The sequence below is a fragment of the Nostoc sp. genome, from assembly GCF_036917975.1.
Classification (GTDB): Bacteria; Cyanobacteriota; Cyanobacteriia; order Cyanobacteriales; family Nostocaceae; genus Nostoc.
Map to the genome: position 1 here is coordinate 67,691 of NZ_JBALEJ010000039.1, position 13,485 is coordinate 81,175.

The window sequence follows — 13,485 nt, forward strand, 5'->3', positions numbered from 1 at the left end:
CTCCGAGTTGAAAATGCCTAACAATATCAAACAACAAATTCAAGCCGACTTGCAACAAGCGAAAGAAACTGGACAATTAAGAACTGAGCGAATTCGAGAAATTGTCAAATCCGCAGTTTCTCAAGTAGCTTCTGAGTTTAAACAAGGTTCTAGTGAAGTTCGTAGCATTGTCAGAGATGCTGTTTCTGCTGTCATTGAAAACTTCCAAGAAAAAGGTGGCGAACTCAAAGATGAAGTGACAGCTTCCATTGAAGGAGCGCTGGAAGGAATTAATAGTCAAAGACACGAAGCTATTGCTAAAACTCAAACAGATATCAAGCGACTACAGGCTCAACTAGATGGTGAAGAAGAACAACTCCAGCAAGAAGTTGATGTAATTTTGGCAGAGATTGAAGAGACGGGTAAGGAGAAATCTGATAGTACCAAAACTGCCATTGATTCTGCTGTCAATGCTATTAAAGATAGTGAAGAGGTTGCATTGTTAAAGAAACGTTACGCGCAACTGCAATCGCAGCTAGCCATTGTCCGAGCCAACTTAGCTGCACGCTATGGCGGACGTAATCTGGAAGTTCAAGATTATCTAGACGAGGCTAAACACTGGTATGATAAAGCTCGCCCCCAAGCAGAGTCTGTAGCCGTACAGGTAGAACAGAAGCGATCGCAGCTAGAAGATAAACTGGGTGAAGCTGGCACATCTCTAGCCAGAAAAGAGCGCCAAATCAAACAAACGTTGCGAGAGTTACTCTTAACCGCAGCTGACTTATTCAAAGATAAGGAACCTGCTGATAAAGAACGGGAGACTATTCATAAATAGACTGCTTTGATGTTTAATTGAATTAAAAAATAGGGTGGAAAATTTCTCACTCTATTTTGTTGAATAATAAAAAGATTCCCGACTTCTTGAAGAAGTCGGGAATCTGGGTAGAAAAGGGGGAATTATGGTTTAACAATTACCCATTAAGAAAATTCTGATCGCGTATTAGTAACTACGTCCTTCTTGGTTAACTTGTTCGTCATGCTTGGCTATAACCCAAATTGCATGAATACTACCAGGAAGCCAACCTAGAACTGTGAGCAAAATGTTAATAATCAAAGTTGGCCCAACTCCAACTGTCAAGAAAACACCTAAAGGAGGAACTAACAGACCTAGAAGAAAACGAACTAATTTCATGATTTTACAACTTTGTGATTTTGTTTAGTTACATTCATTTGAGGATGCCGAATTGGGAAATCCAGATTCGGAGATTTTATGTAGTTAAAGAAACGTGAGCTAACTAGCGTTTCTACCTCTTCTAACTTATCTAGAAGGTAACTCAGTTTGATTCTTTACACTACCACCGCTAGTTAAAAGATTTCTTTCAACAAAGTAGTTGTTAATGAAGGTGTTAGCAAAGGTTAAAATTACTGGTCCGAGAAGGAAACCAATGATTCCGCGAACGGCGAACCCAGGAACTAATACTGCTGCTAACCAGAAACATAAACCGTTGACGATGAGCGAAAATGCTCCAAATGATAGAAAATTAAGTGGTAGAGAAAGAGCAGATAGGACTGGTTTAACTGAACCGTTAATTAGACCAATTACTAAAGCGGCAATCAATGCTGCGGGAAAATTAGCAATGTCAACGCCTGGAACAACTAAATCAACAATCAACAGACTCAAGGCTGTAGCTAGGGCGGTTAAAAATGGAGTCAACATCGTTTCTACCTAATAACTAGAGATTTTTTTGCAACTTCTTATATCATCTTTAACTATCTGCTAGGTTTTCACCTCTCTTGCAAGATAGAATTTACTTCTACCATTAGGTCTATCATTGATAAAGCGCTTCTCTGTTGAGTCTAATACAGACCTAACAAGAACAGTCCTTCCCTACAAGGAAAGGCTACGGTGTACACACATCCAGGTTTTGTGTTTACCATCTCAGAGGTTTTGGTTCATGAAACGGTTGCTTGCTTTTATTACAACTGCTTTCCTCTGCTTTGATTTCGCTCATCTTGTCAAGGCATCTGGGTCAATCTCAACACTTTCAGATAATAGTTGTAATTTAAGGATTTTGAAAAAAGGAGAGGGTTGTTTCCTTTACAAGGTTGAAGCTGGTAATTTCTCTATCCCTGTTTACTACTACCTACCTAATCAATTGCAGGCAAATACGAAAGTGGTATTCGCCATGCATGGCGAACAACGGAATGCTGAAGATTATAGAAATGACTGGAGAAATATCTACAACCACAAGGGCAGCAACAATCCAAATTTTATCCTGCTTGCTCCCCAGTTTAAGCAAAAGCGCTATCCATTAGCTACAGGGTATAATCTTGGTAACATGTTTACAGAAGATTTGAAGATTCTAAATCCTCGAAACCAATGGGCATTTACTGAAATTGAAAATATTTTTGACTTCGTGAAAAGAAGCACCAAAGTCAACGCAACCAATTACTATCTCTATGGTCACTCTGCTGGCGCACAGTTCGTACATCGAATGGTCATCTTTATGCCCCATGCACATATTAAAAAGGCGATCGCTGCCGAGGCTGGTTCGTATATAATACCTGATCAGCATAGGGATTATCCCTGTGGTTTCCATAAAGAAACCGGAGAGCAACTGCCATCTGTGGACTTGAAAACGACTTTCAGTACACCAATGACAATCATTTTAGGCACTAAAGATAACAAACCTTTATCGGATGACCATGATACCTATAAGTGCGATGCACAACAAGGTACTAATCGTTTGGCTCGTGGCGAATATTTCTACACTCAAGTAAAAAGTATTGCTAATAAGAAGAAAGAAGATTTTCAATGGACTCTCAAAAAAGTTACCGCCGCTCACATTGTTGCAAAAACGAATCCCCCGATTGAAGATCCGATGTTAGTGTCTTGTGCCGCAAAGGAGTTTTTTCCGGAATTAACGGGGGTTAACTGCCAATAGGGGAGTGTTGTAGAATTTATTGACGACAAAGGATTGACAAGACAAAAATTAATCAGATTTTCCCGACTCAGGCTTATAGTAAAGGGCAGATTTATATAAGACTTGTTCTTGATGGGTTTCTAAAGTGCAATCAGACAAAGGGTAAGTTACACAAGTAACAACATAACCAGCCTGTATTTCACTTGGACGCAGAAATTTTTGCTCACTTTGGTTAACTTCACCACTAATAAGTTTAGCAATACACGCAGAGCATTCACCTTGTTTGCACCCAGATGGTAGGCGGATACCAGCATCTTCCGCCATATCGAGAATATACTGATCATCTGGTACTAGAATGGTGCGATCTAATCCAAGTGTAGGATTGATGAATCGAACTTGATAAACTGCCATCTGCTGTTTCTAATTATTGTTTAACTGCTTTCATCGACAAACTAATCCGCTTAAGTTTCTCGTTGATTTCTAACACCTGCACTTTAACAACTTGTCCCACTTTGACAATTTTGTTGGGATCGTCTACAAATCTATCAGCAAGTTGGGATATATGCACCAAGCCATCTTGATGTACGCCGATATCGACAAAAGCACCGAAGTTGGCGACGTTCGTCACGATTCCCTCTAATTCCATTCCCACCTTTAAATCCCTGATTTCCTTAATTCCTTCTCTGAAGGTGGCATACTTAAACTCAGCACGAGGATCTCTACCTGGTTTTTCTAGTTCGCTGAGAATGTCGCGTAGTGTGGGTTCGCCAACGGTATCAGTAACGTATTTTTTCAGGTTGGTCTTTTTGAGTTTTTCGGCAATTTGTGTCACCTGATTTAATGGCACATTTAGATCAGATGCGATCGCTTCTACTACAGAATAACTCTCTGGATGCACTGCTGTATTATCTAATGGGTTATCACCACCGCGAATCCGCAGAAAACCGGCTGCTTGTTCAAAGGCTTTTGGCCCCAATTTCGGAACTTTCAACAATTGTCGGCGATTTTTAAAGGCTCCATTCTGATTACGATAGGCGACAATATTATTGGCTACTGTTGCCGTAATCCCAGAGACGGAAGTTAGCAGTTCTTTGGAGGCGGTGTTTAAGTCTACGCCGACATAGTTCACGCAGCTTTCTACGGTGTCATCTAATTTCTTTTTCAACAACTTCTGATCGACATCGTGCTGATATTGTCCCACACCAATAGATTTGGGATCAATTTTCACTAGTTCCGCCAAAGGGTCTTGTAAACGGCGACCGATGCTAATAGCACCACGCACAGTAATATCTAAATCGGGAAACTCTTCTAAAGCTACAGTACTCGCAGAATATATAGATGCGCCAGATTCATTTACCATTACCTTAACTGGTTTGTGTTCTATGGTTTCTAAAACTTGCGTGACAAATTCCTCTGTCTCGCGGGACGCTGTACCGTTACCAATGGCGATTAACTCAATTTTGTACTTTTGAATAAGATTTTTGACAGTTTGTGCAGCTTTGAGTCGCTGTTCAGCCGCTTGGTGGGGAAATACCGCTTGATATTCCAAAAATTTTCCAGTTTGGTCGAGGACAGCAACCTTACATCCAGTTCTAAATCCAGGGTCTATTGCCAGTGTTGGTTTCATCCCTGCTGGTGCAGACAGCAGCAACTCTCGCAGATTAGTTTCAAATGTCTTGATTGATTCTATGTCTGCATAAACTTTCTTCTCAGAAATGACCTCTCCCATAAGAGAGATTTTCATCAAACGGTTAAATGCATCTTTCAGCATCGCCTGATAAAAATCCCGAATTGTCCGAACTTTGGTTTTAATTTCTTTTGACTCAAGATAGTAAAGTAGCGTATCTTCATCAAAAGCAATTTCAAAGCTTAATATTTTTTCCGTTTCACCCCGACACAACGCCAGCATATTGTGGGGGGCAATATTTTTTACCTTAATTTGATAGTTACGGTACATCTCAAATTTGGTTGTACCTTCAGGATAATCATCTTTGATACGGGAGACAAATACGCCTTCTTCTAAAAGATAATCGCGGATATATGCGCGTAACTCAGCTTTTTCGGCGACTTCTTCCGCTAAAATGTCAGCAGCACCTTTGAGTGCTTCTTCAGCTGTTTTGACTCCCTTGGTTTCCGAAATATACTTAGCCGCAGCTTCCTCCAAAGAAGCTGTTGCAGCATTTTTGATATTTAAAGATTTGATGAACTCAGCCAGTGGTTCGAGTCCTTTTTCTCTAGCGATAGTGGCGCGGGTGCGTCGTTTTGGTCGATAGGGTAAGTATAAATCCTCAAGTTCGGTTTTTTGTAAACAGGGTAAGATTTTGGCTTTGAGTTCATCCGTAAGTTTACCTTGTTGAGCGATCGCACTTAAAATTACCGATTTTCGTTCTTCCAGTTCTGTTAAGTAAGTATAGCGATCGGACAGTTCACGTAGTTGCACTTCATTCATCTCATCAGTGCGCTCTTTACGGTAACGTGCAATAAAGGGAATTGTTGCACCCTCCGCCAAAAGTTCCAGCGCGTTTTGCACCTGATGGGATTTGAGGTTTATTTCAGTTGCCAGTAGTTGAGGAATATTCAGCATTAGGTGTCTAAAATGAAAAAATGAAAATGCTACTTCTAAAGGTAATACGCTAGATTCTGATTCTGGCGCAAGGCCAAACTTTTAAGCCAATTTACCTGATGATTTCTCACAAGAGTCTAATTGGCGAAATAGACAAAACCCACCCACGCAAATTTTAAACCCTTTCAATCCGCGTAGATGAAGGAGAGTTTGTATAGCATAGCGCAGCTACAGGAATCCGGTTTGATTTTTGAAAAACCTCAGTACACATCTATTCCCTTCTTTCCCTCTTCCCTACCTATACAAGTATCTTCAGTAATCTAGTAGGATTGCTATATGCTGAGTTAGAAAGCAGTAGAAGGAGTGTCACAGTAAGGATTCTATACACAAAAACAAGCTACGCGTAGCATCTTGTAACCTACTTTGAAAGCAAGCTTTTGGATGCTTCATCTGTCGCCAGAATTATTTACATTGGTGTAATATATAACATTACATAATTTTGATTTTCTATAATATTTATTTCGATCGGTTGTTGTGGCTAAAACCTGATTGGATGTAGAATTAACCAGAATTCCAAAAACTAATTTCGTTTTTTAAACACAACAACTTTTAGTCCAGAGGTTAGTAGAATGCCTTTGTTTTTCTTGATACCACTGTGTACGGCTTTAGCTACTGGCTACTTGTTTAAAAAGAGTAATGATGAAATTGCATATCTTGCAGGTGTATTTGCAGCTATTAGCTTGATTTTAAGTTTGGTATTAGCACCTTGGCAGATTCAGTTTGGATTGTTGCTCGTTGTCTTCATAATTAGCAACAGGCTTTTGCAAAAAAATGAGTCTAAACAATAGAAAAACAACCTAGAAAAACTGAATAATCCCAGTATCCTAACCATGACTAACTTTTATCTTCTCATTTAGCCGATAAAGGCGATGGTTAGGTATTTATGAACTTGTTTACCAATAAGACCACGCCAACTTTTAAAAAAATATACTTACAATAAATTGCAGTATAAAATAAAGATTGATGTTCAAATCATCAATGGGGCTTTAGGCTGACTTGGAATCTGAATTAACTGTCAGCCTTCTGTCTGAGATATCTGAATTTGGAGATTTGTATGGATAAATAGAAACCGATTCAGACTCCCAGTTACCATCTATAATTTTCAGTGTATATTAGCATAATTTTTATACCAAGTAATAACAATACTTGTATTGTTGTTCAAACTTCAATTCAGCTTTTTATCAAATTTGATACTAAGTACGATATTTCATTAATTCATAGCGAATTAACTTTGGCAAAACTCTGCGTACCTTTGCGTTTACCTCTGTGTTCCTCTGCGTTTAAAAAAGTTACGAACTTATGCAAAGCTGTACTAAGCCCCTACTTCTGCAAATTTATTACCCAGAAAGTACTTCATAAATGTACAAATCCTCAAAATAAAAATTCACATAAAGGAAAGTTGCGATTTTATGAAGTTTTTGTTTAAGTATATTTTCGGTTAATGAATTTTTGATGAAGTATGGCGATAAATTTGCAACACGCTTTTATCGTGGTATTCTAGTAGGTGATTACATGTAGCAATAAATTGGGAGAAAAAAGCCTAGTTAGAATTACGAAGAAGAATCAAGCAAACCTAATACTAAATAGTCTAAAATATTTCAAATCTAATGCAATAAATGTCAACTCCGAGTTTACGCCGCATTAGCTCTCAGTGTTCTCAAAAACTAACTATATTTGGACATTCAGTAAAAATCTCTAGAATCTGTAAAGCGCGTTTATGTAGGGTAGTTAACGTATCGAAGATTTACGCAGCTAAATAGACTTCTGTTACAAATTTTTTCACGTTTCCAATATAGAATGAGTACAGACACTGAGTTAGAGTACAAATTTTTATTATTCGGTTTAGTTAACAGCCAAGGTTTAGAGATATGTTTGCGAACCTGGATAATTTCTGCGGTATATAAGTAAATTAGTAAACTTCCCTGGAGCAAATAGAGAATATTTATCAATCCAGCTAAGTTTTAATGTATAAGTTGATAGCTTGAGAAGTTCAGTAGTGTCTTCAACAAGATTTCTACAGCAGGATACAACAGATGAAAGTTAATGAATGGATTAATCAAAAATTCTGGCAATCCATTTTTATTCGTTTAGCTGCATCTGTCGCAGATGTGGTTAGAGTCCAAGTTCAGGATAAACGATGTATACTACAGGCTGCACCTAAGCGTACTGCTAAACTTTGTCCAGAAATAATTTGTGGCAAAGCTTTCAACCTTTATTACATCTGTATCCTTTATAGCCTAGATATTGCGATCGCGCTCAAAGTAGTGTTGAAGGGTAACTGGCTGATACTAAAAACTTCTACAATTCACAGTTGGGCAAAAACGAAATTGATTGTGCAAATTGCCAAGCAAAAAAAATGGTTTACCTGGGAGTATAACTCGGCAAACCAATTTAGTGCGCTCTACTCCGAATCATATCGAACGCTGCAATTATAAACTAACCATCTGAGAAATTGCATTGCATCTTATTTAGTTACTAACTCTAGAAAATAAGCTTCAACGATTATTTTGATTATGAGTCAGCCTTACTAACTTTGTTGTCTATTTACTGAAGTGGAGGTCGAATTGCAGAGAAGGTGTAACCGAGATCCGAAACGTTCAAAACAACGGGCTGTTTACTGTCCGGTTCATACCTAATATCTGAATAGAGGCAAATGTGCGATGAAATCTATGTCCCAAGCTTCAAACTTTAAAATAATTCCCTATATCATCCTGTTTATTAGTATTTTGTTTAGTATTTCTGGACAATTGCTAATGAAATACACCATGAGTCATGCAAATGAGGGACTATTGACATGGGAATTTCTTCAAAAATTAGCACTAGCTGTTAGTGTTTATTGTTTGGGAATAGCAAATTGGATATTGGCTTTGCGCTCTGTAAAATTGAGTATTGCTTATCCATTAACTAGTTTAAATTATGTCGGTATACTTTTTGGCTCCTACTACTTTTTTAATGAGGTGATTACATTGACTCGAATAGCAGGAGTCATAACTATTTTTATGGGTGTACTTTTAGTGGCTATTCCACCGAAAAAGTCTATATAACTTTATAGTAAATTCCACAACAAAGTATTGACAAATGAACTTCACTACTTGGCTACTTTTAATGTTTGTAGTTTTATTTGGAACAATAGCTAACCTGTCTCTAAAATACGGACTTTACATTTCTAGTCCTACTAATGGAGAAAGCCCATCTATCCTAAATTTGTTACTTTCTCGTTATTTTTTGATTTGGTTTATCTGCTATACATTTATGACTCTTTTGTGGCTTTATGTATTGCGGACAATTCCTTTGAGTCAAGCATTTCCAGTTCTCGGATTAATGTATGCACTGATCCCAATTGCTTCTCACTATTTTCTCAAAGAGCAGGTTGTATTGAAGCAGTGGATAGGAATTTCCATTATCATCACTGGTGTAGTTCTTGTTGTAAGCTAATAGCTGTATAGGTAATAGCCCAGGTTATTAATATTAAAATAAAATCCTCTAATGATAAATCTCAAAAACATCCCTACAAAAATCTAAATTTATGAATATAGGCATTGTTGGCGGGGGTATAACTGGGTTGGTATTAGCTCAACGTCTTTCACATCAAGGACATAGAGTCACTGTATTTGATAGCAACAAGCAGCTTGGTGGACTTACTACTTATCATGATTATGGGTTGTTTACCTGGGATCGCTTTTATCACGTTATCCTCCCTTCTGATACTTACTTAATAAATTTTATTAGAGATATTGGTCTTGGAGATAAACTGCGTTGGCATCGAAGTTTAACAGGGTTCTATGACAATAAAAAGTTTTATTCTATTAGTAATGCTATAGAATTTCTGCGCTTTCCTCTCTTTGGACTTATCGGTAAAATTAGGTTAGCTTTTACTCTTCTGTATGGTTCACGCCTGAATAACTGGCGGCGCTTAGAGAAGATTTTAGTTGAAGATTGGTTATTAAAACTCGGTGGAAGAAGCACATACGAGAAGCTCTGGAAACCCTTGCTTTTATCTAAATTAGGAGAGAATTATAAGCGAATATCAGCAGTTTTTATCTGGGCTTATATCAAACGGCTATTTTCAGCGCGTGATTCTTCATTAAATAAAGAACAACTTGGTTATGTCTCAGGCGGTTACAAAACTGTTTTTGATCATATAGAAAAATTAATTTACGCGGCTGGAGGTCATATCCACACAGGTGTTTCGGTAGAACATATCTCACCTCATGCAGGGGGTGGAATGTGGGTAGAATATCAGGGGAAAAAAGAACATTTTGATAAAGTCATTTTTACTGGCCCAGTTAACATTTTGCAACAGGTTACTGCTAATGAACTGGTGAAAGTTTCAGACAGTAGTGAAACAGTAGAATACCTGGGTGTAATTTGTATGGTACTTATTACTCGCAAGGCTCTAATTCCTTATTACGTAGTAAATATAGCCGATAGAAGTATTCCCTTTACCGGAGTTATCGGTATGAGCAACTTAGTTTCTTTACAAGAGACAGCAGGATATCACATGACATTCCTACCGAAATATATACTTTCCACTGACGCCTTGTTAAAACAACCAGATGAGGAATTACGCCAAGTATTTTTCCAGGGAATACGTTTGATGTTCCCAGAACTGAAAGAAGATGACATTGTAGCAGCCCACATCAATCGAGCTATTAAAGTGCAGCCACTACAAGTTTTAAATTATTCAAGTCTTGTTCCAAAAGTGAGTACAGAAAATGATGATTTTTTCGTCGTCAATACCTCACAGTTGGTCAATGATAGCGTTAATAACAACGCAGTTGTGCGACAGGTCGATGAATTTCTCAAAAAATCAACATTACTGAATTCTTGAAATTTGAGTACTGGTATTTTATTTTAAAAATCACAGGAGTTATTTATGAGTCTTTTTGTTCTTTTACCTGCATACAACGAGCAAGAATCAATTCGCCCCTTGTTCAAAAAGTTTCAGACATTGCAGCAAATCTCTAAGATGGAGATAAAACTGATTCTGGTTGATGATGGTAGTAGTGATGCAACTGCTGAAACTGCTTTAGAAGAATCTCAATCACTAGGTATATTACTGGAATTAGTTCAACATCCCAAAAATGCTGGTTTAGGTCAAGCAATTAAAACAGGTTTCACGACTTTCTTAGAAATATCTCAAGAAGGCGATTTTTTAGCGGCGATGGATTGCGACAACACTCAGCCACCAGAACTATTAATAAAGATGTATGACACTATGATAGCTGGGAGTTATGATATTGCGATCGCATCCAGATATCGAAAAGGTTCTAAAGTCATAGGCTTATCAAAATTCAGAGAGTTTATGAGTTATGGAGCCAGCTGGCTTTTTAGAATTGCCGCCCGTGTACGAGGTGTAAGAGACTATACTTGTGGTTATAGGCTATATAACCGTACTTTCCTCACTAAACTGGATATGTATTATGGAGACAATCTATTCACTGAAAGTGGATTTGCCTGCATGATAGATTTACTGCTGAAAGCCAAAGTCCTCAAACCAAAAATCGTAGAAATTCCAATGGTTTTGAGATACGATCAAAAGCCTAGTGCTAGCAAAATGAAAATTCTTAAAACTATTACTCGAACCCTAAAGCTATTGTTTAAGAATCTAGTATCTACAGCACCAACTTCTAATTTAGCTCAGACTTTCAATGAGCAAGAAAGAGCAAGAATTCCCCTGAAAATGGCAAATCGCAAATAAATCTGAGCAGGATAGTCTAGATTAAAGAAGTCGGAAGTCGGAAGTCGGAAGTCGGAAGTACAGTTTTGTAATGGGGATTTAGACCCCACCACAAAACTGACTTATTTATTGAACCGGGGGACTTCAACCCACCGAATTCGTTAAATTAAGCGTTTGCAGTAAACAAGATTACATATTTAAGATGAGTTAGTTTTCAAAAAGTTTCTGTATGTGGAATTTCTCACGTTCCACTCCTAACTCATAACTCTCTTCGTTAAGAAGAGTGCCACTTAAATACATATATATAGGTGCATCTCATTTTCCGACGACACCCTCAAGGGTGTGAATTTTCAAAATAAAGCCCGCAAAGGCGGGTTTTGTTTATATAGTCCCAAACTTTTACTCTATGGGCTAATTTGCCAAGGCGTTGCTGAAGAGGAGTAAAATCCACACACCTTTCTACCAACAGTGACTTTAACTCATTTGTTAGACTGAACACACCAGGATTTTTCAGTCAAATCTCTGAACTACGCCAGCAGACGAGGCTACCCATGCTTACAAGTACGCTACTTCTCTCGAATCAACTTCCCACCCTCCAATATTCCTCCACACCAGAGCGTTTCGATGAAACCTGGGAAGCCCCACTGGCTACCCTTCTGGGATTAGGACGCGCCGCCGGCGCTGACTTCATCGAATTATTTTTAGAACGTCGTAACTATATTAGTTCTCTTGCAGAAGACGACGCCATCACCAGTATTTCACCCAGCCTATCTACAGGCGCGGGAGTCAGAGTATTTCGCGGTAAAGCTGACTGCTACGTTAGCACCAATGACCTTTCGTTTTCCGGTTTGAAAGCAGCCTTAGAAAAAGGTCTTTCTATCTTGGGATTACAACTACCCACTGCAAAGGCTTTCATCCCAGAAATTAATCTGGAATTATTGAGAGATTACGCCACCAAAAGAGGTAAAGATGCCTGGCTACCAGTATGTAGCTCCATCCGAGAAATGGGAGAAATCCTCCTTGAGGGTACTGCCAACCTGAAACAAAAAGCTAGTCACGTCCAATCGCGCCGTGCTACCTATTTCCGAGATTGGCAAGAAGTTTTAATCGCCGCCAGTGATGGTACTTTTGCTCGTGATATTCGCCTCACCCAGTCAGTAGGATTTAACCTATTGTGTGCTGATGGTGCTAATCGTACCTCAATTGGCGATCGCGCGGGTAATACTAGCGATGCCAACTTCTTGAGAACTTGGGATTCTCAACAAGCTGCTGAGAAAATAGCAGAATCGGCTGGAAAAATGCTCTATGCAGATTACGTGGAATCGGGTACTTACCCCATTATTATGGCCAACCACTTTGGCGGCGTAATCTTCCACGAAGCTTGTGGACACCTCCTAGAAACCACTCAAATAGAACGTAATACCTCTCCCTTTGCTGACAAAAAAGGCGAAAAAATTGCCCACGAAAGTTTGACAGCCTGGGATGAAGGGCGCTCTGAAAATGCCTTCGGGACAATTGACATGGATGATGAAGGTATGCCTGCTCAAAGAACCCTATTAATTGAAAAAGGCGTTCTCAAAAACTTCTTAGCAGATAGAACAGGTTCTACACGCACCGGACACCCCAGAACAGGAAGTGGACGCCGCCAAAATTATACCTATGCCGCCGCTAGCCGGATGCGGAATACTTATATCGATTCTGGCGAATACACAATTGATGAATTATTTGCCTCTGTTGATAAAGGCATTTACTGCAAAAAGATGGGTGGCGGTAGCGTTGGTGCTACAGGTCAATTTAACTTCAGTGTTGATGAAGCTTATTTGATTGAAAATGGCAAAATCACCAAACCACTAAAGGGAGCAATACTTATTGGTGAAGCTAAGGAAATTATGAATAAAATTTCCTTGTGTTCTCAAGATTTGGAAATTGCCCCAGGCTTTTGTGGTTCCGTTAGTGGCAGTATTTACACCACAGTTGGACAACCCCATATCAAGGTTGATTCTATTACCGTCGGTGGAAGATAAGAATTTTGGATTTGAGATTTTGGATTTGGGATTGTGAATGATTTGGATATTATGTGAATAAAAAGCTGTGAGACAAATATTAAGTCATCAGCTAAACCACATCTAATTTGCATAATATTCGATTGTACATTTCTTGTGGGGTGGGTGTCTCACCCGCCCAGTAAGTACAAATAAACTTGATTATGTGGAAACCCTTAACATCCAAAATCCAAAATCTAATCTTCAAAATAAAATCGCTTCCAATCTAAAATCTAA

Annotated in this window: 13 protein-coding genes; 9 read left to right on the forward strand and 4 right to left on the reverse strand. The window is 38.6% G+C overall.

Going from position 1 to position 13,485, the window contains the following annotated elements; translation table 11 throughout:
- Nucleotides 1-13: 13 nt before the first annotated feature.
- Nucleotides 14-814 carry a histidine kinase gene (locus V7K76_RS17760; RefSeq protein WP_334779602.1) on the forward strand — a complete coding sequence of 267 codons (801 nt, stop codon included), beginning with the start codon at nt 14-16 and terminating at the stop codon, nt 812-814.
- Nucleotides 815-979: 165 nt separating this feature from the next.
- Here the strand turns inward: V7K76_RS17760 and V7K76_RS17765 are convergent, their stop codons facing one another.
- Nucleotides 980-1,171, reverse strand: a complete 192-nt coding sequence (locus V7K76_RS17765) for a YqaE/Pmp3 family membrane protein (protein WP_334779603.1) — start codon at nt 1,169-1,171, stop codon at nt 980-982.
- A 126-nt stretch (nt 1,172-1,297) separates the two neighbouring features.
- Nucleotides 1,298-1,696 (reverse strand): phage holin family protein, encoded by a 399-nt coding sequence (locus V7K76_RS17770; protein WP_334779604.1) that lies wholly within the window; start codon nt 1,694-1,696, stop codon nt 1,298-1,300.
- Nucleotides 1,697-1,934: 238 nt separating this feature from the next.
- Between V7K76_RS17770 and V7K76_RS17775 the strand changes: the two genes are divergently transcribed.
- Complete coding sequence (locus tag V7K76_RS17775) at nt 1,935-2,924, forward strand: hypothetical protein (protein ID WP_334779606.1); 990 nt, start codon at nt 1,935-1,937, stop codon at nt 2,922-2,924.
- A 48-nt stretch (nt 2,925-2,972) separates the two neighbouring features.
- Here V7K76_RS17775 and V7K76_RS17780 read toward each other — a convergent pair whose 3' ends face one another.
- Both V7K76_RS17780 and V7K76_RS17785 read right to left on the reverse strand, forming a co-directional pair.
- Nucleotides 2,973-3,314 carry a 2Fe-2S iron-sulfur cluster-binding protein gene (locus tag V7K76_RS17780; protein WP_334779607.1) on the reverse strand — a complete coding sequence of 114 codons (342 nt, stop codon included), beginning with the start codon at nt 3,312-3,314 and terminating at the stop codon, nt 2,973-2,975.
- A gap of 13 nt (nt 3,315-3,327) precedes the next feature.
- Entirely contained in the window at nt 3,328-5,487 is a 2,160-nt protein-coding gene (locus tag V7K76_RS17785; RefSeq protein ID WP_334779608.1) for a Tex family protein, read from the reverse strand.
- Nucleotides 5,488-6,095: 608 nt separating this feature from the next.
- Between V7K76_RS17785 and V7K76_RS17790 the strand changes: the two genes are divergently transcribed.
- The 7 genes from V7K76_RS17790 (at nt 6,096) to V7K76_RS17820 (ending at nt 13,230) form a co-directional block, all read left to right on the forward strand.
- Complete coding sequence (locus V7K76_RS17790; protein WP_334779609.1) at nt 6,096-6,314, forward strand: hypothetical protein; 219 nt, start codon at nt 6,096-6,098, stop codon at nt 6,312-6,314.
- A gap of 1,245 nt (nt 6,315-7,559) precedes the next feature.
- A complete protein-coding gene (locus V7K76_RS17795; protein ID WP_334779610.1) occupies nt 7,560-7,961 on the forward strand; it encodes a hypothetical protein in 402 nt (133 codons plus the stop codon).
- A gap of 234 nt (nt 7,962-8,195) precedes the next feature.
- Nucleotides 8,196-8,570: an EamA family transporter gene (locus V7K76_RS17800; RefSeq protein WP_334952309.1), complete on the forward strand. Its 375-nt coding sequence runs from the start codon at nt 8,196-8,198 to the stop codon at nt 8,568-8,570.
- A gap of 34 nt (nt 8,571-8,604) precedes the next feature.
- Complete coding sequence (locus tag V7K76_RS17805; protein WP_334779612.1) at nt 8,605-8,961, forward strand: EamA family transporter; 357 nt, start codon at nt 8,605-8,607, stop codon at nt 8,959-8,961.
- Between the two features lie 91 nt (nt 8,962-9,052).
- Nucleotides 9,053-10,357: an NAD(P)/FAD-dependent oxidoreductase gene (locus V7K76_RS17810; protein WP_334779613.1), complete on the forward strand. Its 1,305-nt coding sequence runs from the start codon at nt 9,053-9,055 to the stop codon at nt 10,355-10,357.
- Between the two features lie 45 nt (nt 10,358-10,402).
- On the forward strand, nt 10,403-11,227 hold the full coding sequence (locus V7K76_RS17815; RefSeq protein WP_334779614.1) for a glycosyltransferase family 2 protein: 825 nt from the start codon (nt 10,403-10,405) through the stop codon (nt 11,225-11,227).
- A 530-nt stretch (nt 11,228-11,757) separates the two neighbouring features.
- Nucleotides 11,758-13,230 carry a TldD/PmbA family protein gene (locus V7K76_RS17820; protein ID WP_334779615.1) on the forward strand — a complete coding sequence of 491 codons (1,473 nt, stop codon included), beginning with the start codon at nt 11,758-11,760 and terminating at the stop codon, nt 13,228-13,230.
- Nucleotides 13,231-13,485 lie beyond the last annotated feature (255 nt).